At 46.8% G+C, this 26839-nt stretch carries 24 protein-coding genes; 19 read left to right on the forward strand and 5 right to left on the reverse strand.

All coding sequences use genetic code 11. From position 1 onward, the window contains the following. Positions 1-30: 30 nt before the first annotated feature. From ubiH to KJB05_RS02920, 3 genes are all read left to right on the forward strand, one after another. Positions 31-1209, forward strand: a complete 1179-nt coding sequence (gene ubiH / locus KJB05_RS02910; RefSeq protein WP_208445676.1) for a 2-octaprenyl-6-methoxyphenyl hydroxylase — start codon at positions 31-33, stop codon at positions 1207-1209. A gap of 27 nt (positions 1210-1236) precedes the next feature. Continuing rightward, positions 1237-2445, forward strand: a complete 1209-nt coding sequence (locus KJB05_RS02915) for an FAD-dependent 2-octaprenylphenol hydroxylase (RefSeq protein WP_208445677.1) — start codon at positions 1237-1239, stop codon at positions 2443-2445. Positions 2446-2602: 157 nt separating this feature from the next. Beyond that, positions 2603-3982 (forward strand): IS4 family transposase, encoded by a 1380-nt coding sequence (locus KJB05_RS02920; protein ID WP_213053097.1) that lies wholly within the window; start codon positions 2603-2605, stop codon positions 3980-3982. 56 nt (positions 3983-4038) lie between these two features. Here the strand turns inward: KJB05_RS02920 and KJB05_RS02925 are convergent, their stop codons facing one another. Continuing rightward, on the reverse strand, positions 4039-4245 hold the full coding sequence (locus KJB05_RS02925; RefSeq protein WP_005449772.1) for a DUF1107 domain-containing protein: 207 nt from the start codon (positions 4243-4245) through the stop codon (positions 4039-4041). Positions 4246-4732: 487 nt separating this feature from the next. Here KJB05_RS02925 and KJB05_RS02930 point away from each other — a divergent pair, with 487 nt between their 5' ends. Beyond that, positions 4733-5926, forward strand: a complete 1194-nt coding sequence (locus KJB05_RS02930) for an ISL3 family transposase (protein WP_213053070.1) — start codon at positions 4733-4735, stop codon at positions 5924-5926. A 269-nt stretch (positions 5927-6195) separates the two neighbouring features. Here KJB05_RS02930 and KJB05_RS02935 read toward each other — a convergent pair whose 3' ends face one another. Then, positions 6196-6669 (reverse strand): YbaK/EbsC family protein, encoded by a 474-nt coding sequence (locus KJB05_RS02935; protein WP_038891909.1) that lies wholly within the window; start codon positions 6667-6669, stop codon positions 6196-6198. Beyond that, positions 6662-7630: a tRNA-modifying protein YgfZ gene (gene ygfZ, locus KJB05_RS02940; RefSeq protein ID WP_208445636.1), complete on the reverse strand. Its 969-nt coding sequence runs from the start codon at positions 7628-7630 to the stop codon at positions 6662-6664. The genes KJB05_RS02935 and ygfZ overlap by 8 nt, the downstream gene beginning before the upstream one ends. Before the next feature lie 236 nt (positions 7631-7866). Between ygfZ and KJB05_RS02945 the strand changes: the two genes are divergently transcribed. Continuing rightward, positions 7867-8127: a succinate dehydrogenase assembly factor 2 gene (locus KJB05_RS02945; RefSeq protein ID WP_005429937.1), complete on the forward strand. Its 261-nt coding sequence runs from the start codon at positions 7867-7869 to the stop codon at positions 8125-8127. Beyond that, positions 8075-8515, forward strand: a complete 441-nt coding sequence (locus KJB05_RS28500; protein ID WP_307797869.1) for a protein YgfX — start codon at positions 8075-8077, stop codon at positions 8513-8515. Before KJB05_RS02945 ends, KJB05_RS28500 begins: the two co-directional genes overlap by 53 nt. A gap of 34 nt (positions 8516-8549) precedes the next feature. Here KJB05_RS28500 and nadB read toward each other — a convergent pair whose 3' ends face one another. Beyond that, a complete protein-coding gene (gene nadB / locus KJB05_RS02955) occupies positions 8550-10157 on the reverse strand; it encodes an L-aspartate oxidase (protein WP_208445635.1) in 1608 nt (535 codons plus the stop codon). Positions 10158-10712: 555 nt separating this feature from the next. Here nadB and rpoE point away from each other — a divergent pair. The 11 genes from rpoE to acpS all read left to right on the forward strand — a co-directional run bounded on the left by rpoE (position 10713) and on the right by acpS (position 19916). Further along, positions 10713-11291, forward strand: a complete 579-nt coding sequence (rpoE, locus tag KJB05_RS02960; protein ID WP_005436461.1) for an RNA polymerase sigma factor RpoE — start codon at positions 10713-10715, stop codon at positions 11289-11291. Positions 11292-11317: 26 nt separating this feature from the next. Continuing rightward, complete coding sequence (locus KJB05_RS02965; RefSeq protein ID WP_005449785.1) at positions 11318-11944, forward strand: sigma-E factor negative regulatory protein; 627 nt, start codon at positions 11318-11320, stop codon at positions 11942-11944. Continuing rightward, positions 11941-12906: a sigma-E factor regulatory protein RseB gene (rseB, locus tag KJB05_RS02970; RefSeq protein WP_005436456.1), complete on the forward strand. Its 966-nt coding sequence runs from the start codon at positions 11941-11943 to the stop codon at positions 12904-12906. The genes KJB05_RS02965 and rseB overlap by 4 nt, the downstream gene beginning before the upstream one ends. Next, the gene (locus tag KJB05_RS02975) at positions 12903-13373 is read left to right on the forward strand and encodes a SoxR reducing system RseC family protein (RefSeq protein ID WP_033005323.1); all 471 of its coding nucleotides are present in this window, start codon (positions 12903-12905) and stop codon (positions 13371-13373) included. The genes rseB and KJB05_RS02975 overlap by 4 nt, the downstream gene beginning before the upstream one ends. A gap of 127 nt (positions 13374-13500) precedes the next feature. Then, positions 13501-15294, forward strand: a complete 1794-nt coding sequence (gene lepA, locus KJB05_RS02980; RefSeq protein ID WP_208445634.1) for a translation elongation factor 4 — start codon at positions 13501-13503, stop codon at positions 15292-15294. A gap of 104 nt (positions 15295-15398) precedes the next feature. Beyond that, a complete protein-coding gene (gene lepB, locus KJB05_RS02985) occupies positions 15399-16298 on the forward strand; it encodes a signal peptidase I (RefSeq protein WP_208445633.1) in 900 nt (299 codons plus the stop codon). Positions 16299-16318: 20 nt separating this feature from the next. Further along, a complete protein-coding gene (gene rnc / locus KJB05_RS02990; protein WP_208445632.1) occupies positions 16319-16996 on the forward strand; it encodes a ribonuclease III in 678 nt (225 codons plus the stop codon). Next, a complete protein-coding gene (gene era, locus KJB05_RS02995) occupies positions 16989-17951 on the forward strand; it encodes a GTPase Era (RefSeq protein ID WP_005436447.1) in 963 nt (320 codons plus the stop codon). Before rnc ends, era begins: the two co-directional genes overlap by 8 nt. Before the next feature lie 112 nt (positions 17952-18063). After that, positions 18064-18795 carry a DNA repair protein RecO gene (recO, locus tag KJB05_RS03000; RefSeq protein WP_005426504.1) on the forward strand — a complete coding sequence of 244 codons (732 nt, stop codon included), beginning with the start codon at positions 18064-18066 and terminating at the stop codon, positions 18793-18795. Then, the gene (gene pdxJ, locus KJB05_RS03005; protein WP_005426507.1) at positions 18792-19523 is read left to right on the forward strand and encodes a pyridoxine 5'-phosphate synthase; all 732 of its coding nucleotides are present in this window, start codon (positions 18792-18794) and stop codon (positions 19521-19523) included. The genes recO and pdxJ overlap by 4 nt, the downstream gene beginning before the upstream one ends. Positions 19524-19535: 12 nt before the next feature. Then, positions 19536-19916 (forward strand): holo-ACP synthase, encoded by a 381-nt coding sequence (gene acpS / locus KJB05_RS03010; protein WP_208445631.1) that lies wholly within the window; start codon positions 19536-19538, stop codon positions 19914-19916. A gap of 90 nt (positions 19917-20006) precedes the next feature. Here the strand turns inward: acpS and barA are convergent, their stop codons facing one another. Then, on the reverse strand, positions 20007-22805 hold the full coding sequence (gene barA, locus KJB05_RS03015) for a two-component sensor histidine kinase BarA (RefSeq protein ID WP_208445630.1): 2799 nt from the start codon (positions 22803-22805) through the stop codon (positions 20007-20009). Between the two features lie 192 nt (positions 22806-22997). Between barA and rlmD the strand changes: the two genes are divergently transcribed. Together rlmD and relA are read left to right on the forward strand one after the other, a co-directional pair. Then, positions 22998-24317 carry a 23S rRNA (uracil(1939)-C(5))-methyltransferase RlmD gene (rlmD, locus tag KJB05_RS03020; protein ID WP_208445629.1) on the forward strand — a complete coding sequence of 440 codons (1320 nt, stop codon included), beginning with the start codon at positions 22998-23000 and terminating at the stop codon, positions 24315-24317. A 127-nt stretch (positions 24318-24444) separates the two neighbouring features. Beyond that, positions 24445-26664 carry a GTP diphosphokinase gene (relA, locus tag KJB05_RS03025; protein ID WP_208445628.1) on the forward strand — a complete coding sequence of 740 codons (2220 nt, stop codon included), beginning with the start codon at positions 24445-24447 and terminating at the stop codon, positions 26662-26664. The last annotated feature ends 175 nt before the right edge of the window (positions 26665-26839 follow it).

The raw sequence follows: 26839 nt of genomic DNA on the forward strand, positions 1-26839 counted from the left end.
CCCATTATCGAATAGTTTCTAGAGGTTAGCATGAGGCAATATGACGTTGTAATTGCTGGTGGTGCCATGGCTGGTGCCACACTTGCGTTAGCAATCGACCGTTTATCTAAAGGCGCGCTGCAAATTGCGGTTGTTGAGCCTTTTAAAGCCCAATCGGATCAACATCCGGGGTTTGACTCGCGCTCGATTGCTCTGTCCTACGGTACGGTCAACATTCTGCGTCACTTGCAGTTGTGGTCTGCTATCGAGCCTTGTGCAACCCCAATTGAACATATTCATGTTTCTGACCGCTCTCATGCGGGCATGACTGAGATTACCAAGCACGAAGTTGGCATTGAAGCCCTTGGCTACGTAGTGGAACTCGCTGATGTTGGCCGCGTCTACCAAGATCTCTTGGATAAGAGTGAGGCTATCACTCTGTTTTGCCCTGATTCGGTTGCGAACATCGAACGTGAGCAAGACAAAGCACACATTGAGTTGAGCAGTGGTGAGAAGCTGGAAGCTAAGTTACTGGTGGCTGCCGATGGGGCAGTATCGCAATGTTGTCAGCTAATCGGCTTAGAGTTGTCTGAACATGATTTCGACCAAGTGGCAGTGATTGCGAATATCGTGACGCAAGAGCCTCATCAAGGTCGCGCTTTTGAACGCTTTACCGAAAATGGTCCAGTTGCACTGCTGCCGATGAGTGACAACCGCATGTCGTTAGTATGGTGTCTGCGTCCTGAAGAAGCGCAAACCGTAGTGAGCTTATCTGATGCAGAGTTCCTTGAACGCCTGCAGAATGATTTTGGTTGGCGGCTAGGTGCGATGCAGAAAGTCGGACAACGCGCGAGTTATCCGCTTCTTCTGCGTCATCGTAAGCAGAACATTTCGCACCGCTTTGCTATTGTCGGCAATGCTGCACAAACGCTTCACCCGATTGCAGGACAAGGCTTCAACCTTGGTATTCGTGATGTGGCATCGTTAGCGGAAGAGGTTGTTAAGCAAACTGAAGACGCGGGTCGTTACCAAGGCTTAATGCGATTTAGCCAGCGCCGTGAAGATGATCGCAGCGAAACAATTTGGCTAACCAGTTCTCTAGTGCATATTTTTTCAAATGATTTACCGGCGATGCGAATTGGGCGTAACCTCGCTCTCGCAACAATGGATAACCTTTCTACTTTTAAGCAGCCGCTGCTACGCCATACGCTTGGTCTAGTGAAACGATAAACGGCAACGAATTAGGTAACAAAAGCAATGATGCAAAGTGTAGATATCGCCATCATCGGCGGTGGAATGGTAGGTTTGGCATTAGCTGCCGCTTTTAAGGACTGTGACCTGCGAGTAGCCGTTATCGAAGGCGCAGTACCAAACGACACACTAAATGAACTGCCAGATGTACGCGTATCGGCGTTGAGTCGTTCAAGTGAAACTATCCTTCGTAAACTTGGTGCTTGGCAGGGTATCGAGCAGCGTCGTGCTTCTCCGTACCATGCGATGGAGGTCTGGGAGCAAGACAGTTTCGCTAACATCGCATTTGATGCACAAAGCATGGCTCAACCAGACCTTGGTCATATCGTTGAAAACCGCGTGATTCAATTGGCGCTGCTAGAACAAGTTCAAAAGCTGGATAACGTAACCCTGTTTATGCCTGCTCGTTGTGCAACGCTTGCGGTGGGTGAGCAAGAAAGCTGGCTAACGCTCGACAACGGTCAGGCTATGACTGCTAAGTTGGTTGTTGGCGCAGATGGTGCAAACTCTTGGCTGCGTAACCAAATGGATATCCCACTAACGCATTGGGATTACGGCCATAGTGCACTTGTTGCGAATGTAAAAACCGCTGACCCACACAATAGTGTCGCTCGTCAGATCTTTACACCACAAGGTCCATTGGCTTTCCTTCCAATGTCTGATCCGCACATGTGTTCGATTGTGTGGTCTACCGAGCCAAATCGTGCCGAGCAATTGCTGGCGATGAATGAGCAAGAGTTCAATAAAGCACTGACTAGCGAATTTGATGTGCGTTTAGGTTTGTGTGAAGTGGTTGGTGAACGTGCGGCATTCCCACTTAAGATGCGTTATGCGCGTGACTTTGTGGTTGAACGCGTGGCGTTAGTTGGCGATGCCGCACACACAATTCATCCACTAGCAGGACAGGGTGTGAACCTTGGTTTATTGGATGCTGCGAGCTTAGCGCAAGAGGTGTTGGCGCTATGGAAACAAGGGCAGGACATTGGCACCAAACGTAACCTACGTGGTTATGAACGTTGGCGCAAAGCTGAGGCGGCGAAGATGATCGCGGCGATGCAAGGCTTCCGTGATCTGTTCTCCGGTGAGAACCCTGCCAAGAAGCTGGTTCGTGGTATTGGTTTGAGCCTAGCAGGACAACTACCGGGGGCGAAAGATGAAATCATGAAGCGTGCGCTAGGTTTGAAAGGCAATTTGCCGGAACTAGCGCGTCAATAATCGCGTTTCTCGCTTCACGAATAGAAGACACAAAAAAGGCTGGTTAATCCCTGTCTCTTATACACAAATCCCCAAGCTTATAGCTTGGGGATTTTTTTTTGAACTCTTTAACGTGTGTGCGCTCTGATCACTTAAGAATCCTTACTGAAACACTAAGATGACACACTCAGACGCTAAACTTTGGGCACAAGAACAATTTGGACAAGCACAACTTAAAGACCCTCGAAGAACACAACGCCTCATCAGTTTAGCGACTTCCATTGCTAATCAACCAGGAGTCTCCGTGGCTAAACTTCCTTTTTCTCCCGCCGATATGGAAGGGGCATATCGCTTTATCCGCAATGAAAACATCGATGCAAAAGACATCGCTGAAGCAGGTTTTCAATCAACGGTATCTCGAGCTAACGAGCATGAGGAATTACTCGCGCTTGAAGATACAACAACGCTCTGTTTTCCTCATCGAAGTATAAAAGATGAACTCGGGCACACGAATCAAGGCGACAGAATTCGAGCTCTCCATGTACATTCGACGTTACTTTTTGCACCACAAAGTCAGACCATTGTTGGTCTTATAGAGCAACAACGATGGAGCCGAGATATTACTAAGCGTGGGCAAAAGCACCAACACGCGACTCGTCCTTACGAGGAGAAAGAGAGTTACAAATGGGAGCAAGCTTCTCGCCGTGTCGTTGAGCGCCTAGGGGATAAGATGTTAGATGTTATCTCGGTCTGTGACCGAGAAGCTGACCTATTCGAATACTTAACTTATAAACGTCAACATCAGCAGCGTTTTGTCGTTCGTTCAATGCAAAGCCGCTGTCTAGAAGAGCACGCTCAAAAGCTTTACGACTATGCGCAAGCGTTACCAAGCGTCCAGACAAAAGAGCTTACCATCCCCCAAAAAGGAGGAAGAAAAGCGAGAGATGTAAATCTTGATGTTAAATATGGTCAGGTGACATTAAAGGCTCCAGCAAACAAAAAGGAGCACGCAGGCATACCTGTTTATTATGTTGGTTGCCTTGAGCAAGGGACATCAAAAGACAAGTTAGCATGGCACCTCTTGACGTCGGAGCCAGTAAACAACGCTGAAGACGCCATGAGAATTATCGGTTATTACGAGCGTCGATGGCTGATTGAAGACTTCCATAAAGTCTGGAAAAGTGAAGGTACGGATGTGGAGTCACTAAGACTCCAAAGTAAAGGTAACTTAGAGAGGTTAAGTGTCATCTATGCCTTTGTTGCGACACGTTTATTGGCGTTACGCTTCATTAAAGAGGTTGATGAGCTATCAACAGAAAGTTGTGAAAAGGTCTTGGGCAAAAAAGCTTGGAAGCTGCTGTGGTTGAAACTAGAAAGTAAGACGTTACCTAAAGAAACGCCGGATATGGGCTGGGCGTACAAGAATCTCGCTAAATTAGGCGGTTGGAAAGATACCAAGAGGACGGGCAGAGCTTCAATAAAGGCACTTTGGGAAGGATGGTTTAAACTACAAACCATCCTTGAAGGCTACGAACTCGCAATGTCTCTTGATCACTAGACTTGTGATCAAGAGACAGGGTTAATCCAGCCTTTCTTATTACATCGATGTTTAAGCTAAGCGTATGCGCATCTGAGCTTCATAATCTCTTGGTTAATCTCTTTTACTGCCTGAAAGTGACGTTTCTCAGCTTTCTCTGGCAACATCAATTTTCCGTTATCAAACTCGAACTTACCGACTCCGTAAATATAAATTCTTCCTTTAAAAAGACGACTTATGTGTTTAGCAATCATACCTGGTGTATAGCGCTTAAACAGTCTCATATTTACTCTTCCTTATCTCTTACCTAGCCCAGTTATTCTACGTTTTTCGCGTAAAAATTATTGTGACAGCAATAGTATTAAGTGCAGTTGAGGTACTTGGCTTTAGAGATTTGTGCTGCCTTAGACAAATTGACAGAGTCATATCTCAAATAGCGTGAGGATTACCTCAAAAAATCATTATCGAAGGAACCAGTCCTTGAGTCCTCCTGTTCTTACGTGGTGCATTAAGCAACAGTTTTGTTACAGAAATAAGAATAGAAGGAAAATGATTGTTTGCTAAATGTTTTTACTCAATGGGTTGCATTTTGTTCGTTTTGACGAGGTTGAAACCTCAAATGCATTGCTTTCATTGAGTTAGAGGAAGGAAAAGGGAAAAAGTTCCACGCAAAAAAAAGGTTCATCGCGGATAAGCGGGAACTGAAAACAAAAACGGTAGTAAGTGATAGAGTTTTATCGCCAAACAAAACCTACACAAACTACCGTTTTCATGTCGAATCATACTTTCCTATCTTCATTCTGGGAAGGCTTTCATATAGTAAAGTCTCATCAGACGCCATCATTAATAAAGCTCACTCTCAAACCTAACTCTATCGCTAGGTGTCCGTGCGGGCTTAAAGCTCAAGCCATACATGAGTATCAATGGCGTAACGTGAAGGAAGCCACACTGCTAGGAGCTCCCGTTGAACTGTCCGTTCAAACCCGACGCATCAAGTGCAGCCACTGCGGCATTAAAACAGAACAACTATCTTGGTTGGAACCCTATGCTCGTATCACTAACCGCCTACGAAGCTATATAGAACAGTTGTTGCCCCTGCTACCAATCAAACATATAGCCCAAGTGACTGGTGTTCATTGGCACACAATCAAAGAGATAGATAAACGTCGGCTTCAACAGGTAGTACCGCCAGTTAAATGGGGTGAATTAAGGCAACTCGTCATGGACGAGTTCGCCATTTTTAAAGGGCACCGTTACGCGACAGTCATTGCAGATGCGAAAAGTCATCAGGTTATCTGGATAGGGCTAGGTCGTAGCCGCAAGGATATTCGACCGTTCTTTGAACAATTAGGCGAGCACGGAAAAAATATCGAAGCAGTAGCAATGGATATGAATACGGCTTTTGACCTTGAAGTCCAAGAGCATTGCCCAAATGCCCGTGTCGTTTATGACTTGTTCCACGTTGTTGCTAAGTTCGGTCGTGAAGTGATGGATAGAGTCAGAGTCGACCAAGCCAATAAGCTAAAACAGGATAAAAAAGCAAGGCAATGGGTCAAGCGTTCGCGCTGGGTATTATTGAAAAATAAGGATAATTTAAATACACAACAGGAAAGCTACCTCACAGAAATATTGAATATGAATCAGGACTTGATGACAACCTACTTACTGGGTGCGCAATTAAAAGAGCTATGGCGTTGCGGCTCTGAACTTCAGGCTAAAAACCTGTGGCAGGTATGGTTGGGACAAGTGAATGAGAGTGGAATTAAGCCGCTCAAAGAGTTCGCTCGAAAGCTCCGTCCATACCTTCATGGGATCACTGCTTCAGCAAGCTACCCGCTGAATACCTGTACGCTTGAAGGGATAAATAACAAGATAAAGTTAATTAAGCGGATGGGATATGGCTATCGAGATACTGATTACTTCTTCTTAAAGATAAAAGCGGCTTTCCCCGGAAAGCCGCGATGAACCAAAAAAAAGCCCGCTTCGGCGGGCGAATAGTCACAGATGCATTACACAAAAGTGGACGACTGACTTAATGAACGCTGTCATACAAGTCAGCAGATTCACTTTACGTTGGCTAAGTCGTTGTTGAAAACTTAACCAACGAATTCAGCATATACGAGTTTTTCATGTGTGACTATTTATGTTTTAAAAATGATTAAAAATTCTTAAGTGTAATCGGCGAGATATGAGTGAGATCACGCAGGAGTGAGAATCCTGCGCTTGATTACATGTTAGCGGCAGATATCAGCCATGGTCGGTTGGCATAATTGGATTAGATCATCGATGGATAGCGCTAAGCCAGCCATACGATCTCCGCTGCTAATGGTGATTTCTTTTTCTTCAAGCAAACTTGGGTCAAATACGATCGGCATGTAGCGTTTTAAGAGTAGTGGTGTGACAGTACCAATTTTGTATCCGGTAATCGCTTCTACATCCGCTTGATCAACGCACGTCATACGACGGCACTGCAGTAATGCGCGCACCTTCTTTGGATCAACGCTACGATCACCTGGTGCACAAGCAAGCGCATATTGGTTCCCCATATCGCGCAAAAGAATCGCTTTGACCATTTGAGAAGGGCGAATGCCGCGTTGTTGCGCGGCATCCTCAATGGTCGTTGCAGGTCTTTGATGAGGAAGGAGGCGAAACTCGATGTTCTGGTCTGCCAAAAACTGCATCAAAGGGGTATGAATGGTGTTACTCATCGTCAAGGCTGTACGGCAGTGGTGCGATTTCCCATTCACACTCAGGTTGAGCAACCAAGCGCAGACGAGTGTCATCGTCTAGGTTGTTTGGCAATACAATGAGCCCCATCGCTTGGTTGTCGCTGAATTGGTAATGCGTGAGCAATGCGCCTACTGAACGCCAGTTTTCACCAACGCTACGCTCCAATTCAATCGCACTCTCACCTAAGGCTTCAGCAGTTGCACCTTTAACAATGTACATTGCACGTTTGTTGGTGCCGCGATATTTCGCGCGCGCTACGGTTTCTTGACCTGTGTAGCAGCCTTTCGTAAAGCTGATGCCGCCAAGCGCTTGTAGGTTTAGTGCTTGTGGAATGTGCTCGTTTTGCGCGTCTGCTTCCACGTATGGTAATGCTGCTTCAATATCGAAACGAGTCCAAAGCTCATGAGTAGTCAGCGTTGCTTGGCTACCTTCCACTAACGATTGTGCTGCTTCTGCTGTAAGCGCAAGCAACCAGTGGTTTGAAGCAACTTTGACTGCAGTGCCACCTTCAACTGTACGCACGTCGCCAGAATCAGCATTTAGGGTTGAGATGAACGCATCTGCATTCTCACCAGCAACACCCAGCACGACATCGCTAGACTCTTCGATGGTCACTTTCGAGAACACCGCGTATTTTTTGATTTCTTTTAGTTCCACTTCAATCGCTGATTTCGGCTGAACCATTGCATAGCCATCGTTATGGTGGAATAGGCGGAAGACACTCCACACTTTACCTTTCGCATCACAATGTGCACCCAACATTGATTGGTCTTTCTCAATAGAAACCACATCGCAGGTAACTTGACCGTGTAGGTACGACTTTTTGTCATCCCCAACCATGGTGATCATGCCTAGGTTATCCAATAGCGAGATAGACAGCTCAGGTAGTGCGTCTTGTGTCGATAGGTTCAGCGGTGAAAAGCGAGTTTGCCATTCCATGATTACAATGCCTTTTGAAGATATTTTTCAGCTATGTTAAATGCAGAATCGGCATTTGTCAGCACTCAATATATCCACTCAATTTTAAGGTGTTTGGCTTTGCTGAACGTTTGTTTATTAAATGCGTTCAGGATTTGCAGCGACTTGGCTACATATTGTGACCCGCACACTAGTGACGTTGCACATCCCTTGTTACACTCCGCACTAAGAACAAGACATCTATGAAGGAATACTGAATGTACACTGCGGAAGAAAAGGCGCGTATTAAATGGGCTTGTCGTCGTGGCATGCTTGAGCTTGACGTGGTGATTATGCCGTTTTTTGAAGAGTGCTTTGATGCACTAAATGAGCAAGAGCAGCGTGATTTCGTCTCACTACTAGAATGCGATGATCCCGATCTGTTTACTTGGGTGATGGGCCACGGTCGCAGCGAAAACCTAGGTCATGCATCGATGGTTGATAAAATTGTCGCACACAACCTCAGCAAGGTTCGTTAATCTTAAGGTTAACACTTCTCTATACGCCCAAATTGCCAACCAACTTCTTCTCCTAGGTTGCGTTTGGGCGGTTATCTGCTTTGATATCCCGCTCGTCTTATCAACTTATCTGTTACTACTGATTATCCGTTGCCAATTGCAAGGTGGCTTTGTCGTACCTTCAGCCTGTAGTGGTTGGTATTTGCATCGTGATGGCACAGTACGCAATGACAAACAAACTTCGACAATATCGAGCGTTGATGTGTCGGCGGTGGCGTTCAAAGTCACGTTTGAATTAGTGTCGGGTGAGAAAGTCACGATTTGGCGAGACAGTTGTGAAGACGTGGAATATCGTCAACTGTGTTTGATATTACGACAATGGAAAATGGGAGCCGAAGCTCCCATTTGATCTTGTATCTGACGGTTACTTTTTAGTGTCAGAGCTATTTGTTTGGCGTAAGAATCGTTGGGCCGCTGTTTTCTAGCTGGTTTGGATAATCCAAGGTGTAGTGCAGACCGCGACTCTCTTTACGCTGCATCGCACAACGCACCATTAGCTCTGCGACTTGCAGAAGGTTACGCAACTCTAGCAAGTTGTTTGATACGCGGAAGTGACTGTAGTACTCGTGCGTTTCTTGTTGCAGCATCTGGATACGGCGCAGTGCACGTTCAAGGCGCTTATCGGTACGAACGATACCCATGTAATCCCACATAAATAGGCGCAGCTCATGCCAGTTGTGTTGGATGATCACTTCTTCATCACTGTTGGTCACTTGGCTTTCATCCCAACATGGAACTTGCGGTGCGAGTTCTACTTCGTTGTGATGTTTAAGAATATCTTTGGCTGCAGACCATGCGTAAACCACACACTCAAGTAGCGAGTTCGATGCCATACGGTTCGCGCCGTGCAAGCCTGTGTAACTCACTTCACCAATCGCGTAGAGGTTCTTCAGATCGGTATGGCCGTTTTGATCGACCATGACGCCGCCGCATGTGTAGTGCGCCGCAGGTACGATTGGGATTGGCTCTTTAGTCATGTCGATACCCAAATCCATCAAACGAGAGTAGATGGTTGGGAAATGCTTAGTAATGAAATCTGCTGGCTTATGGCTGATGTCGAGATACATGCTGTCAGCACCTAAGCGCTTCATTTCGAAGTCGATAGCGCGAGCCACGACATCACGCGGAGCAAGCTCTTTACGCTCATCAAAATCCGGCATAAATCGTGAGCCATCAGGACGACGTAAATACGCGCCTTCACCACGCAATGCTTCTGTTAGTAAGAAGTTGCGCGCTTCTGGGTGGAACAGACAGGTCGGGTGGAATTGGTTGAATTCCATGTTCGCAACGCGACAACCTGCGCGCCACGCGATTGCAATACCATCACCAGATGAGACGTCTGGGTTAGACGTGTATTGGTAAACTTTGGAAGCGCCGCCCGTTGCGAGAACAACAAATTTTGCGCGTACAGTTTCAACTTGCTCTTCGTTGCGGTTCCAAATATAAGCACCAATGATCTTGTTTTTGTCGCCGCCAATTTTATCTTCGGTGATCAAATCCAGAGCATTGTGACGTTCAAGAACATGAATGTTTGGGTGGCTGTGTGCGTTGTCTTGCAGAGACGTTTGCATTGCCATACCAGTGGCATCGGCTGCGTGCAAAATACGGCGACGACTGTGTCCGCCTTCGCGAGTAAGGTGATAACGTGGTTCTTCGTCAGAATCATCGTCTTCACGGTCAAATGGCACACCACCATCAATCAACCACTGTACGCACTCTTTTGAGTTTTCCGCGATGAATTTAACCGTCTCTTCGTCACAGATACCATCTCCAGCAATTTGTGTATCTTCAACGTGAGACTCAATGGTGTCCGACTCATCAAATACCGCAGCGATACCACCTTGCGCGTAAAATGTCGCGCCTTCGCTACGTGGTCCTTTACTTAGAACCATCACCTTACAGTGGTTTGCGACACGCAAAGCCAACGACAAGCCCGCGGCGCCACTCCCTACCACTAACACATCACATTCATGTTCACGATTTGTGTTCATATTACTTTTACAATCCCAAGCTAAGGTAACAAGGCTACCTTGTGTATATTTTGCACACCATGTGCATCCATTAACGTGACATCCGTCGCTAAGGGCTAAGTTGGGAGGTATCTAAATCACCGCAACTCTGGTGACTTGTGCCACTCTTATTTTTGCATGTCGATGACATGCGAATGCTTCCTGAGTTTTATTTTAAACGCGTTGTTCAGATAGCCATTAGCCGTGCCAACAAAAAGTAATAGTTTGTCAATGCCATTGCTTTTCTAGGCTCTACCCAGCACAATCTGGGACAGAGATCATCCATTATACCCATTTCCCCAACACTATGCTCGCTTGTCAAAACGAGACGTAATTCAGACGTGGCGAGGGATTTGGCTAGTGACATCACACTGTGAAAAAACAATGACAAAAAATTTGAGAAACTATGGAACTTTCTCATTCACGTCGGAGTCACAATAGTGCTCAAGTAAGCAGTGGTGTCAATACTACGTTTTGCATAATTAGTACCCATATCTGAGAAGAGTAGGGGCATAACAAATAGGAGTATCCGCTCGAATGAACGAGCAGCTGACCGATCAAGTATTGATTGAGCGAGTTCAGAATGGAGATAAGCAAGCATTCAACCTGCTGGTAACAAAGTATCAGAACAAGGTATGTAATCTTATTTCCAGATACGTAAGTAATCCTGGCGATGTTCCAGATGTAGCACAAGAAGCGTTTATCAAGGCTTACCGAGCTATCCCTAGCTTTCGCGGGGAGAGTGCGTTTTACACTTGGCTGTATCGCATTGCGGTGAATACTGCGAAGAATCATATCGTTGCTCAGGGTCGTAGACCGCCTGCGACGGATGTTGATGCTGAAGATGCTGAATTTTACGAAACAGGTAATGCACTGAAAGAAATTTCGAACCCTGAGAACTTAACGTTGTCCAAAGAATTGCAACGGGTAGTGTTCAGCGCAATCGAAGCCTTACCTGAAGATTTGAAAACGGCAATGACTCTGCGTGAGCTTGACGGCTTAAGCTATGAGGAAATTGCTGAAGTAATGGATTGCCCGGTGGGAACGGTACGATCACGTATCTTCCGTGCTCGTGAGGCGGTGGAAAAGAAAATCAAACCTCTTTTGCAGCGCTAGTACAAGTGATAACTATGGTGAAAACAATGGCTGACAAAGAAAAACTTTCAGCTCTCATGGATGGAGAATTGGTCGATAAGGCTTTAATTCAAGAATTAGAGCAAGACCAAGAGAGCCGTGATGCTTGGCAGAACTATCACCTGATTGGTGATGTGATGCGAGGCGAAGCGCCAGCAAAGCCTGAGTGGAATATTGCTGAAAGCGTAGCGTTAGCGTTAGAAGACGAGCCTGTGCATCGTGCTATCGATTCGCGCAGTGCAAACGTGATTTCAATTAACGACGCGCCAAAAGAGTCGCAACCAGAGCCACAAAAAGCGAAACGCCAATTGCCAGCTTGGTTGACCCAGTTTGGTCAAGTTGCGGTCGCTGCGTGTGTGTCACTCGTTGTGATTTTAGGTGTGCAACAATACGGTGGTAGTGACCCAATGTCGCCACAAGCCGATCAACTTCCTGTGCTTCAAACCGTGCCATTCGCTGGCAGCGCTGAACCAGTAAGCTTGACGCGTGAATCCGTAGAGCGTTCGGTTGGTGAAGCAAATATGCAAGAGCAACGCAAACGCGTTCATGCTATGCTTCGTGACTACGAACTGCAGCTAAGAATTAACAGTGATGCGTCTCAGCAAGATGCACATCTGACTCCGGATATTGAATGAAAAAATTTCTGATCAGCGCTTGCGCTCTGTTCAGTCTGATGTCTTCGCAAGCCTTTGCTGGTGATAAGCCAGCGGAGGCTTTATTGCATCAAATGAGCGAGGCGAGCAAAAATTTAAGCTACGAACTCTCTTATATCCTTATCAAAAAGAACAGCATTGAGCCTTTGCTGTATCGTCATGCGACTCACGACAAAGACCAGTACGCACATCTTGTGTATCTAAGCGGTCCTGTGCGTGAGGTTATTCGTCGCGGCACTGAAGTAAGCTACATCGAAACCGGCGCGGAACCATTTACCATCGAATCGGGTAAAATGGTTGCTCCAATCATGCCGATGCTGAACGCGAACATCGACGAGCTAAACTTGTACTACGACTATGTAAAAGTAGGTCGTGCCCGTGAAGCCGGCGTACCAACACAAGTGCTACGTATCGTGCCAAAAGATGGCTTGCGTTATTCTTATGTGTTGTGGATTGATGAGAAGAGTAAGTTGCCACTGCGTGCTGATCTGGTCGATCGCGATGGTGAAATGCTTGAACAATACCGAACTATCTCTTACTCAGTGAACCCTAAAATTGGCGAGCTGATGAGTGGTTTGGAAGAGGTTCAATTACCTGGTGTTTTGACCATGCCGAAAGGTGATATCGGCACCAGCGATTGGACTGTGGGCTGGATACCAGAAGGTTTTCACCCAAATGAACTGAATCGCTACCGTATGGCAGTGACCGACCAAATGGTAGAAAGTCAATTGTACTCAGATGGGCTGTTTAGTTTCTCTGTGTATGTGGCGAACAAAGATGAGCATTCGCTGAAAGGCCAGCTGGTTCGTCAAGGTCGTCGCACTCTACATAGCTTTATTAACGGCAACCATGAAATCTCTGTTGTAGGTGATATCCCACCAACAACGGCTCAGCGCATCGCACAATCGGTCACTTTTAATGTAACAAAGAGTGAAGTGCAATGATGACTGCATTGGCTACCGTGACGGGTGTTCATCGCCACGGTCAGCAATATGATGTCGATCTCAGCTGCGAGCAACAGACCAGTTGCAGCAGCTGTTCATCGCAAAAAAGCTGCGGCACTGGCGTGGTTACCAAAGCCATCGGTAACAAAACGCTGTCGTGGCATTTGCGTACCCCCAAATCCGTCAAAGTAGGGCAGGTGGTGGAAATTGGCTTCCCTGAAGCAAGCCTGATCAAATCAGCCATGGCGGTCTACCTTCTTCCTTTATTTGGTTTGATTCTCGGTGCCGTGATTGGCAACTTCCTGCTTGCGCCTTTAACCGCTGGCGGTGAGGGTATTACCATCCTCGCTTCGGTATTGTTCGCGGCTGGTGGTATGTGGCTCGCAAAACGTGTGTCACGCCCGCTAGAAGATGAGTCCAAACGTCAAGTCACCCTCATTCGAGTTCTCGGTGAACCTATTCAATAAGTTCTAAACTTTAAATAAGGTGCGCCCGTTAACGAAATTGGGTAGAATCTGCCAACTTGATTGAAATGCCGTCAACTGACGGCTTTCTTACTGTCCCTATTTGTAAAGAGTTAGTCACCCTAAATCTATGAAGCACATTCGTAACTTTTCGATTATCGCCCACATCGACCATGGTAAGTCGACCCTATCTGACCGTCTAATCCAAGTTTGTGGTGGATTAAGCGATCGTGAAATGGCCGCACAGGTTCTGGATTCTATGGATCTTGAACGTGAGCGTGGTATCACCATCAAATCTCAGAGTGTGACGCTGAACTACACCGCTAAAGACGGCGAAACGTACCAGTTGAACTTCATCGATACTCCGGGACACGTTGACTTTGCGTACGAAGTATCACGTTCTCTAGCCGCTTGTGAAGGTGCGCTACTGGTGGTTGACGCAGGTCAGGGTGTAGAGGCTCAAACGCTAGCTAACTGTTACACCGCGATCGAAATGGATCTAGAGGTTGTGCCAATCCTGAACAAGATTGACCTACCAGCAGCTGATCCTGAGCGTGTAGCGGAAGAAATTGAAGAAATCGTTGGTATTGATGCAATGGAAGCTACTCGCTGTTCTGCAAAGACAGGTATCGGTGTAGATGACGTTCTAGAAAACATCGTATCAGCAATTCCAGCACCAGAAGGTGATCCAGAAGCGCCACTTCAAGCGCTGATCATCGACTCATGGTTCGACAACTACCTTGGTGTTGTTTCTTTGGTTCGTATTAAAAACGGCTCACTGAAGAAAAACGACAAGATCAAAGTAATGAGCACAGGTCAAACTTGGGGTGTAGACCGTCTAGGTATCTTCACGCCTAAGCAAGTGGACACTGATGTTCTGCGTACTGGCGAAGTAGGCTGGGTAGTTTGTGGTATCAAAGACATCCTAGGTGCACCTGTAGGTGATACGCTGACACTAGCGAAAAACGGTAGCGAGAAGCCACTACCAGGCTTTAAGAAAGTAAAACCTCAGGTATACGCGGGTCTGTTCCCAGTATCTTCTGATGATTACGAAAACTTCCGTGACGCACTAGGCAAACTAAGCCTTAACGACGCATCGCTATTCTACGAGCCAGAAAACTCAGCAGCACTAGGCTTTGGTTTCCGTTGTGGTTTCCTTGGCATGTTGCACATGGAAATCATCCAAGAGCGTCTAGAGCGTGAATACGACCTAGACCTGATTACAACGGCACCAACAGTAGTTTACGAAGTTGAGCAAACAAACGGCGAGACTCTGTATGTTGATAGCCCGGCAAAACTGCCAGCGGTTAACGACATCGAAGAGATCCGTGAGCCTATCGCGCGTTGTAACATCCTAGTTCCTGCCGATTACCTAGGTAACGTAATTACACTTTGTGTAGAGAAACGTGGTACTCAGGTAGATATGGTTTACCACGGTAACCAAGTAGCCGTTACTTACGATATTCCAATGGCAGAAGTAGTACTGGATTTCTTTGACCGTCTGAAATCTACATCACGTGGTTATGCGTCTCTGGATTACAACTTCCAACGCTTTGAAGCATCGAACATGGTACGCGTAGACGTACTACTGAACGGCGACAAAGTGGATGCGCTAGCGTTGATTACGCACAAAGACCAGTCTCAGACTCGTGGTCGTCAGCTTGTAGAGAAGATGAAAGAATTCATCCCTCGTCAGATGTTCGACATCGCGATCCAAGCGGCTATCGGTAACCACATCATCGCGCGTTCTACTGTGAAACAGCTACGTAAGAACGTAATCGCGAAATGTTACGGTGGTGACGTGAGCCGTAAGAAGAAACTTCTGAAGAAACAGAAAGAAGGTAAGAAACGTATGAAGCAGATCGGTAACGTAGAACTGCCTCAAGAAGCGTTCCTAGCAATTCTTCACGTTGGTAAAGACTAGAGTTGAACTATCTCGTACTCTTGTCTGTCATAAGACGTTAGATAGTAAAATAAGTGAAAGGGTTTCGGCTCTTTCACTTTCGTATTTTTAGATAAGGGAATTTAATGGCGAATACATTCTCACTGATTCTAGTTATCGTGACTTTGGTAACTGGCGTAGTTTGGCTACTAGAAAAGCTGGTGTTTGCGAAAAAACGTCAAGCAAAGGTCGCGGAGATCCAAGCGCAAACAGCAAATGGTCTGGATGCAGTGACGCTACAAAAAGTAGAAAGCCAGCCTTGGTGGGTAGAGAACAGCGTCTCTATCTTTCCAGTGATTGCATTCGTACTGGTATTACGTTCTTTTATCTATGAACCGTTCCAAATCCCTTCAGGCTCAATGATGCCAACCCTACTAGTGGGTGACTTCATTTTGGTTGAGAAATACGCATACGGCTTGAAAGACCCTGTATGGCGCACGCAGCTAGTGGAAACTGGCAAGCCTGAGCGTGGCGACATCGTGGTATTCAAATACCCACCACAGCCAAACATTGACTACATTAAACGTGTGGTTGGTTTGCCTGGTGATACCGTGCGTTACTCTGCTGACAAACAGGTATGTATTCAATCGAAAGGTGAATCATCTTGTAAGCCAGTCAAATTGAGCAATGTTGAAGAGAGCCAATTCATCCAAAATGGCATTCCTCTGATTCAGATGAATGAAAAACTGGGTGAAGTTGAACACCAAGTTTTGGTGAACCCGCTCGCTCGTGACCGTGTGCAGAACTACCAGCCACGTCCAGGAGTTAACGAATGGGTTGTACCACAAGGTCAGTACTTTGTTATGGGTGATAACCGTGATAACAGTGCTGATAGCCGTTACTGGGGCTTTGTTCCAGAAGCAAACTTAGTCGGTAAAGCTGTGGCGATCTGGATCAGCTTCGAGTTTGATCGTGGCGCAGACGGCGTTCTACCTTCATGGATTCCAACTGGTGTGCGTTTTAACCGCGTCGGTGGTATTCACTAACCATTACATATCGAGAGAGTATGAATTCTCCAATTGATAAACTAGAGAGAAAGCTCGGCTACCAATTTAAGGATGCTGGGCTTATCAACTTGGCGCTGACTCACCGCAGCGCCAACAGCAAGCATAATGAACGTCTTGAGTTTCTGGGCGATTCAATTTTAAGTTTTGTCATCGCTGATGATCTGTACCATCGTTTCCCGAAAGTGAACGAAGGTGACATGAGCCGTATGCGCGCTACTTTGGTACGTGGGCACACATTGGCGGAACTGGGTCGTGAATTCGGTCTAGGAGATTATTTAAAATTAGGTCCAGGTGAATTGAAGAGTGGCGGATTCCGCCGAGACTCTATTCTAGCCGATGCGGTAGAAGCCATTATTGGTGCGATTTACCTTGATAGTGATATTGAAGCCGTGCGCGGTATTGTACTGAGCTGGTACAACTCGCGTCTTGAAGCCATCAAGCCTGGCGTATCACAAAAAGATCCAAAAACTCGCCTACAAGAGTTCCTGCAAGGCAGAAGAAAACCACTGCCTGTCTACACAGTGACTAATATTAAAGGTGAAGCGCACAACCAAGAGTTCACGGTTGAGTGTGACGTAGCAGGTGTGGATAAGCCTGTCATTGGTAAAGGCACCAGCCGCCGCAAGGCAGAACAAGCGGCTGCTGAAACAGCACTTGAGCAATTAACAAATGGCTGATAACGAATTCGATATCGATGCATTTTTTGCATCCAATGGTGAAGTCAGTTCACCAGAAAACCAGCACTGTGGCTTTATTGCGATTGTTGGTCGCCCAAACGTTGGTAAATCGACGCTTCTAAACAAAATTCTTGGTCAGAAGATTTCGATTACATCTCGTAAGCCGCAAACGACTCGTCACCGCATCATGGGTGTGGACACCGACGGCGATTACCAAGCGATCTACGTAGATACGCCAGGACTTCACATTGAAGAGAAGCGCGCGATTAACCGCTTGATGAACCGTGCAGCAAACTCATCTCTAAGTGACGTGAACCTAGTATTCTTCTTGGTCGATGGTACGCATTGGACGAAAGACGACGAGATGGTGCTGACTAAGCTTCAAAAATCGAACTTCCCAGTTGTGCTTTGTGTGAACAAAGTAGACAACGTGCAAGATCGTAACGAAGTGATGATGCACATGGCCGACATGTCTAAGAAGATGGACTTCGTTGACGTTGTGCCAATCTCTGCAAAGCAAGGTAAGAACATCGACGTCCTGCGCAAGCACGTTCGCGATCACTTGCCAGAAGCAACGCATCACTTCCCAGAAGAATACGTAACCGACCGTTCTCAGCGTTTCATGGCGTCTGAAATCGTGCGTGAAAAGCTGATGCGTTTTACTGGTGAAGAGCTGCCATACTCGGTAACGGTTGAGATTGAGCGTTTCGATTACAACCCGGAAACTGACGGTTTCCATATCAACGCCCTGATTCTTGTTGAACGCAATGGTCAGAAGAAAATGGTGATTGGTAAAGGCGGCGAGAAGATCAAGACAATTGGTCGTGAAGCACGTCTAGATATGGAAGAACTATTCGGTCGTAAGGTTTACCTAGAGACTTGGGTAAAAGTGAAATCTGGTTGGGCAGACGACGAACGTGCACTGCGCTCACTAGGTTACATCGACGACTTATAAGTTTGGTGACGAAGACACTTCGTTCCAACATCGACTAAAATATAATATCGATTAAAATAAGGAGCCACTTGGCTCCTTATTTTTTATTACCGACTTAGGCACACTGATTGAAATGAGCAACCAGTCTTCAGAAGGCTTCCAGCGCTGCTTTGTATTGCACCGACGCCCTTACAGTGAATCGAGCTTAATCCTTGATGTATTCAGCGAGGAGTATGGTCGTATCACGTTGATGGCGAAAGGCGCGCGCAGTAAACGCTCCAATCTAAAAGGCGCATTGCAGCCCTTTACGCCGCTATTGCTGAAATGGTCCGGAAAAGGTTCGATGAAAACCTTACGTCAGGCTGAGCCAATCAGTTTAGGCTTGCCGTTGTTCGGGATAAACCTTTACTCCGCAATGTACGTAAATGAATTAGTCGGGCGCGTGTTAATGGCGGAAGTGCCGATGCCAGCCCTGTTTCATGATTATCTGCATGCACTAACGGAATTGGCTCAGAGTGACAACCCTGAACCGGGATTGCGTCGTTTTGAATTGGCTCTGCTTTCTTCAATGGGCTATGGCGTCGATTTCTTGCATTGCGCCGGGACAGGTGAGCCAGTCGATCCTGAGATGACTTACCGCTATCGTGAGCAAAAGGGATTCATAGCTTCAGTAAGGCGCGACAACCTGACATTTTTAGGTAATGAATTGATTGCGATTAGTGAACGGCGATTCGTCACTAAAGAGCAATTAAAAGCGGCGAAACGCTTTACACGTATGGCATTAAAGCCGTATCTTGGCGGCAAACCTTTAAAAAGTCGCGAATTATTCATTCAGACATATCGAGCACGGAGTAACGGAAAATGAGCTCAATCTACTTAGGCGTTAATATCGACCATATTGCCACTCTACGTAATGCACGTGGTACTAAATACCCAGATCCAGTTCATGCTGCTGAGATCGCAGAGCGTGCGGGTGCTGACGGTATTACCATCCACCTACGTGAAGACCGTCGCCACATCCTAGATCGTGACGTTCGCATCCTACGTGAAACCATTCAAACTCGCATGAACCTTGAAATGGCAGTAACGGACGAGATGGTTGAGATTGCGCTACAAACTAAGCCTGAGTTCGTTTGTCTGGTTCCTGAAAAACGTGAAGAATTGACAACAGAAGGTGGTCTGGACGTTGTAGGCCAACTTGAGAAAGTGAAGGCAGCAACGCAAAAGCTAACCGAAGCAGGCATCAAAGTATCTTTGTTCATCGATGCTGACCGTCAACAGATCGATGCGGCAAAAGCTTGTGGCGCACCTTACATTGAGCTTCACACTGGTCACTACGCTGATGCGACAACAGAAGAAGATCAGCAAGATGAGCTGAAGAAGATCGCAGCAGGCGCTAGCTACGCTGATGACCTAGGTATCATCGTAAACGCAGGTCACGGTCTGACTTACCACAACGTTGCACCAATCGCAGCTCTGCCAGAAATCTACGAGCTAAACATCGGTCACTCGATCATTGGTCGTGCTGTTTTCGATGGTCTAGAAAAATCTGTGGCAGAAATGAAAGCCATCATGGTTGCGGCTCGTAAGTAATCAGATTTAAGCATGGCAATTTTAGGATTAGGCACTGACATCGCAGAGATTGAGCGCATTGAAAAAGCGCTCGGTCGTACTGGTGAACCCTTTGCAAAGCGCATTTTGTCGAAAGATGAAATGATAAAGTTTGCTGAATTGAAGCAAAAAGGGCGTTACCTTGCGAAGCGTTTCGCAGTAAAAGAGGCGGCCTCAAAAGCGTTAGGAACTGGCATCGCAAAAGGCGTGACCTTTCATGATTTTACGGTTTCGAATGATGAGTTTGGTAAACCAGTATTGACCTTATCCGGTGTGGCGAAACAAATCGCTGAGTCGATGGGCGTCAATCATGTTCATCTGTCTATTTCGGATGAGCGTCATTACGCCGTTGCGACGGTGATTTTTGAATCCTAACTTAGCCTGACTACGGATTAATAACCGAATACGAAAAAGCCAGAGTCGATGCTCTGGCTTTTTTATTACTCTGATTTATGCCGTTATTATCTACTGCTCAAGATAGAGTTTCGCGGTGCTAGTAACCTTTATCATCTCATCTTGCAGTTCAAACATTTCTGGCTCGATGTCTTCAATGCTAGCCCCTGAGCGCAGCGCTTGTTCCAAGGTGGCACACAATGACTTCAATCTAGGCACACCGCAGTAAGAGCTGCTGCCGTGAAGTTTATGCACCACATGAATAAGGTCATCACGCGAGAAGTCTTCTTGCTCTAATGCTTGATCGACCACTTCTTCCACCTCAGGAATAAAATCAATCAGCATGCGCAGCATGTCTTTGGCTAAGTCTTCTTTGTTGGCACTTTGTTTTAACGCTGCTTGCCAGTCGATGATGACATCTTGCTGTGGTTTTTCTGGCGCTGGTAGCGCAGTTTCCACAACAGGTTCGACATACGATGGCGCGATTTTGTCGACACTCTCTGTACAGGTATTTGGATTCCAATGAACCAAAACCTGTTGCAGCACATGCTCTTCAATTGGCTTGGTTAGGTAGTCATCCATACCCGCTGCTAATAGTCGGTCACGCTCGCCCGCCATGGCATGCGCAGTTACCGCAATCACAGGGGTGTCTTTGTTCAGCTCTAGCTCTTTAATGTGCTGACAAGCGGTCACGCCGTCCATCAATGGCATTTGAATGTCCATGAAGATCAGATCGTATTTCTTCTCAGTCGCGAGATTCACCGCTTGCTGACCATTGCTGCACGCCGTTACCGTTTCTACACGCTCTTTTAGTAGCGCAGAGATCAGTTTCAAGTTGGCCGGGTTATCATCAACCGCAAGCACCGTCAGTGGCAAGCGTTCATTCATCACTGGCTCAATTGGTGCAATTACTGCTTGAGGCGTTTCGACATGATCTGTGATCAGGCTTTGTAGAAGCTTACGACGCGATAATGGCTTGGTCAGACATTGGATCTGATGGTCGTTCATCACTTGGTCTGCCAGTGCCAGTTCGGTACTCGGCGTACCCATGATCACACTCGGCGCCATGCGTTTGGCTTGCTCAATCCAAGCTGCTACCGACTGTTCGTCGTAGGTTTGGTTGGCAGCCAAGTTCAACAAGACGTAATCGTAGTTCTCATCGTTTTCTGGCAACGAAGAGCGGTAGGTCACCAGAATGCCTTCTTGGCTCAGGATCTGTTGTGTCACTGACGCCGCTTGCATGTTTGGTTCAACCAACAGCAATTGCTTACCAGTTAGTAGTTCGACTTCAATCAGATCGCTCATTGGCATTTCAGTTGAGTGCAAGCGAACCGTAAACCAGAAGGTTGAACCTTGGTGTAGGCGACTGGTTAGGCTGATTTCGCCGCCCATCTGGCTCACCAGTTTCTGAGTGATAACCAGACCCAGACCGGTACCACCATAGCGACGTGAAATACTCGCATCCGCTTGGCTAAACGCTTGGAACAACTGTGCTTGCTGACGTTCGGAGATACCAATACCAGTATCGCGCACCATGAATTGCAGTTCGACCGAATCACCAGATTGTGAGCGCATCTCAACGCTGATGTCGATGTTACCGCGCTCAGTAAATTTGATGGAGTTGCCGACCAAGTTGGTGAGGATTTGTTGGATACGCAGTGGGTCACCCACCAAGCCTTGCGGGATTTTCGGATCCACTTTCAAGGTGATTTCCAAACCTTTCTCGTGCGCGCTGGTGGCTTGTAGGTTGATTACTTCTTCTAAGCTTTCACGGAATTCAAACGGAATGTTTTCCAGCGCTAGCTTACCGGCTTCCAGTTTCGAGAAGTCGAGGATGTCGTTGATGATGTTCAATAGGTTGTTTGCGGACTTCTCAATGGTCTGCAAGTAATCCGTTTGGCTGTTCGAAAGCTGTGTTTTCAGCATTTGGCGGGTAAAGCCAATTACGCCATTCAATGGAGTACGAAGTTCGTGAGACATGTTCGCTAAGAATTCGGATTTCACACGAGCTGCTTCTTGGGCGCGCTTCTTGGCGATGTCCAACTCCACGTTTTGAATCTCTAGCTGTTCCAGAGTCTCACGCAAGTCTGATGTCGCTTGGTCTATACTGTGCTGCATCTCAACGTGGTATTCCGACAGCGAGACCGCCATGGCGTTGATACCGTTTTTTAGCTGGTCCAACTCACCGTGCATTTTGCCTTCGATACGCACATCAAGGTGACCACGACGAATACGGTCAACCACGTTCTTCATGTGCGTGATCGGCTGAGTAACGTCATGCATGAGGCGAGAGGCGAACACACTCGCGAGACCAAGACCGAGGATCAACACCAAGAACGCAGAGAACACTTCTTGGTATTGCTGTAATCGAAGCGACGAAAGATCCATTTCTACTGCGATGTAGCCGATGGCTTTTGTGCCCTGATTCTCATTTGAGAGCTCCGAAAGATAGTGACCTTCAGATAGAATCGGCACGCGCAGAATAAGCGAGTTATCGAAGATTTCCGAATTGCCTAACTGAGGGATTGGCTTATCCTTCGGGAACATCAGAGCTTCAAAGTTGGGATGGAAGTTAGAAGTGACGAAAAGCTCATGATTTTCATCGAATACCGCGATACTACGAACCAGTTTTGAGTTCTTGCGATGGGCGTAACTGATAAGGCGACGAACGGCTTCGCGACTTTCGGACAGTAGGTGAGTTTCACTGGCAATCGCAAGCGGTTCGATAATGCTATTGCCTGTGGTGATAACTTGTTTCTCGAGGTCTTGGTAGCGGTTAAATGAGAAAAAGCCGCTCAGTAATAAACCAATAATGAGAGTGGGAGCGAGAGTTAGTGTAATTACACGTGCTCTTAAGCCATATCTGGTCATGTTATCTAATTACATCGGAGTCTGGATATGGGAAAATAACGCATTATTTCTCAAGCGCACGATAAAGCCTTGAGCAAAGAAGTGACGTCACCGGATAAACGGTAAGCATAATCAAGTCACTCGAATCACACAACGGCTGCAATCAAGAATAGTGAAGCAGTAGAGCAATTAGACACAAATCAGGCACAGAGCATGGCACGTATCTTTCAACCTAAAAAGAAAACGCAACTTAATACCCGCCACCAAGCGGTACAAGTGGAGCGTTTGGATCACCACGGCGCAGGCATTGCTTACCTTAAGAAGAAACCATTGTTTATTGATGGTGCGCTACCGGGTGAGGAAGTGGTAACCCAATTGGTGGAAGAAAAGAGCAAATTCGCTCGCGGTAAGTTGATTAAAATCCTTAAACCGAGTGACGCTCGCGTGGAGCCATTTTGTCCGCACTACCATGAATGCGGTGGCTGTGACCTGCAGCATCTGAACTATGATCAACAATTGACGCACAAGCAGCAAACGCTTCGTCAGTTGATGAGAAAATTTGCCGGCAGTGATATCGAGTTGGATGCGCCTGTATTGGGTGAGTCTCTTGGCTACCGTCGCCGTGCTCGTGTGAGCTTGTTCGTAGATAAAAAGACTCGTCAGTTGCACTTTGGTTTCCGTAAGAAACAGAGTAAGCAAATCGCGCAAGTGACAGACTGCCCAGTGCTCGCACCTGAGTTGAATGTGCTATTGCCAGAAATCTACTCGACGTTAAAAGCGTTTAAGAAGCCAGAGCAACTTGGTCACGTAGAGTTGGTGCTAGGCGACAATGGTCCATGCATCACATTACGCCATCTAAGTAAGCTGACTGAAAAAGAAACTAACTTGTTGGTGGAATTGGCGAAGCGTCACAATGCATCGCTCTACTTGATGCCAGAAACCGATCAGCTTGATTTGATTGAAGGTGAAGTGCCTTTCTATCAAGAAGCGGGTGTCACCGTACCATTTACGCCAAATAACTTTATTCAAGTGAACCAAGCGGTAAACCAGAAAATGGTCGCTCAGGCAGTAGAGTGGTTAGACCCACAAAGTGACGAACGAGTGTTAGATTTGTTCTGTGGTCTGGGTAACTTCAGTTTGCCTATCGCAAAACGTGCAAAACACGTGGTTGGCGTAGAAGGCGTGGCAGAAATGGTGGAAAAGGCGGCAAATAATGCATCTTTGAACCAAATCAATAACGCGCAATTTTATCACGCTAACCTTGAGCAGGATTTTGAAGGGCAAGTTTGGGCGACTGAACAATTCGACAAAGTGCTGCTTGATCCTGCACGCGCTGGCGCGAGTGGGATCATCGATCAAGTTTCTGCGCTTGGCGCACAGCGTGTAGTTTATGTTTCGTGTAATCCTGCTACCCTTGCAAGGGATAGTCAGAGCTTGCTGGAGCAAGGCTACCAATTAACTAAATTAGGTATGCTGGACATGTTCCCTCATACCAGTCATCTAGAATCGATGGCACTGTTTGAAAAGTCTTGATAATTGGGACTTTGTTGATCACTTACACGTGGTGGGTGGTCAATAAGCCAACGCTTAAAGCTTGGCACAAGAACTAACCTGGATGGTGTTAGTCAAACCACACAAATATAATAATTAGGATGATGAGATGGTTGCGGTAAGAAGCGCGCATTTAAACCAAGATGAACAGTTTGAACTTGAAAACTGGGTGGCTAGCCTAGCTCAAGAGAAGAACACAGCGAAACGCTTAACCGAAGTGTATCGTGATTGCCAATCGATTTTGGCGAACCACGAGCAGGCGGAGCTTTTGTTGTGGCGTGGACGAGAGATGATCGAAATCTTGATCACCTTGTCGATGGATAAAGCGACACTCGTCGCTGCGCAACTGTTCCCTTTGGTCTCAAGCGGTGCTTTTGATAGAGAACTCCTTGAGGAAAAATACAGCAAAGAAATCATTAAGCTGATCGATGGCGTCGACGAAATGGCGGCAATCGGCCAGTTGAATGTAACAATGGATGGTGGTGCTGCCTCGTCTCAAGTAGATAATGTTCGTCGTATGTTGTTGGCCATGGTGGATGATTTCCGCTGCGTGGTCATCAAGCTGGCAGAACGTATCTGTAACCTGATTGAAGTAAAAAAAGCGCCGGACGAAGTTCGTCGTGCAGCGGCAAAAGAGTGTGCAAATATCTATGCGCCTCTGGCAAACCGCCTTGGTATTGGTCAGCTGAAGTGGGAAATCGAAGATTACGCCTTCCGCTACCAACAACCAGAAACCTACAAGCAAATCGCGAAGCAATTGGCAGAGCGTCGTATTGTCCGTGAACAATACATCAAAGACTTTGTCGACGACCTTACTCAAGAAATGACCGTATGCGGCATCAACGCAGAAGTTAGTGGTCGTCCAAAGCACATCTACAGTATCTGGCGCAAAATGCAGAAGAAGAGTCTGGCGTTTGATGAATTGTTTGACGTACGTGCGGTACGTATCATCGCTGACAAACTTCAAGACTGTTATGCCGCTCTAGGTGTGGTTCACACCAAATACAAACACTTGCCAAGTGAGTTCGACGATTACGTAGCGAACCCGAAACCAAATGGCTACCAGTCCATCCATACCGTAATTCTTGGCCCTGAAGGCAAGACCATCGAGATCCAGATTCGTACTAAAGAGATGCACGAAGACTCGGAGCTAGGTGTTGCAGCGCACTGGAAATACAAAGAAGGCGCAAGCAGCCGTAGCGGTTACGATGAGAAGATCACGTGGCTACGTAAGCTACTGGATTGGCAAGAAGAGATGTCTGACTCTGGCGAGATGTTGGATGAGCTGCGTAGTCAGGTATTTGATGACCGCGTGTATGCCTTTACTCCACGTGGTGATGTCGTCGACCTACCGATGGGCGCAACTCCATTAGACTTCGCTTACCACATTCACTCAGAAGTGGGGCATCGCTGTATCGGTGCCAAAGTAGCGGGTCGTATCGTACCGTTCACTCATAAACTGCAAATGGGCGATCAGGTTGAAATCATCACCCAGAAAGAACCAAACCCTTCACGAGACTGGTTAAACCCGTCGCTAGGCTTTGTGACTTCAAGCCGAGCGCGTGCGAAGATCAACGCTTGGTTCCGCAAGCAAAGCCGTGAGAAGAACCTAGAAGCGGGTCGTGAAATTCTAGAACACGAACTGGCGAAAATCGGCGCAACACTGAAAGACGCTGATAACTACGCATTGAAACGCTTTAACGTTAATAGTGCTGATGAGTTGTATGTTGGTATTGGTAGTGGTGACTTGCGTATCAACCAGATCATCAACCACATTAACGCATTGGTGAACAAGCCGACCGCGGAAGAAGAAGATCAGCAAGCGTTAGAAAAACTGCAAGAAGCAGAAAGCCGCGCGCCAGCACAGAGTCGTCCGAAGAAAGATGCAGTCGTAGTGGAAGGCGTCGATAACCTAATGACGCACCTAGCGCGCTGTTGTCAGCCTATCCCAGGTGATGAAATCGCAGGTTACATCACCCAAGGTCGCGGAATTTCGGTTCACCGTAGTGACTGTGAGCAGCTTGAGGAGCTTCGTCATCACGCACCAGAACGTATTATCGATACCGTCTGGGGCAGCGGCTTTGTCGGTTCTTATATCTTGACGGTTCGTGTTGAAGCAATGGAACGTGGCGGTCTACTTAAAGACATCACAACGCTGTTTGCGAACGAGAAAATCAAAGTCACCAGTATGAAGAGCCGCGTCGATTACCGCACGCAAATGTCGATCATGGACTTTGACCTTGAAGTGACCAACCTTGAAGTGTTCTCACGCGTTTCGAAACGTGTTGAGCAGATCAAGGATGTAATGTCGGTGAAACGCTTAGGCTAACTTTCACGTTGTACTTGTCACTTTTACTGCGTTAACTGCGTTTTCTTGCTCCATCACATAGGCGAGCTATGCTCAGGAGTCGCGAAAACTTGTTGCCTTGTCAAAGTAACAATTACTTAGTGAAAGCCGCTGAGAAAATAAAATAATCTAGAAGGTGAGTGGTTTTGGCTGCTCA

Origin of the sequence: Vibrio sp. B1ASS3 (assembly GCF_905175355.1) — a bacterium.
Classification (GTDB): Bacteria; Pseudomonadota; Gammaproteobacteria; order Enterobacterales; family Vibrionaceae; genus Vibrio; species Vibrio owensii.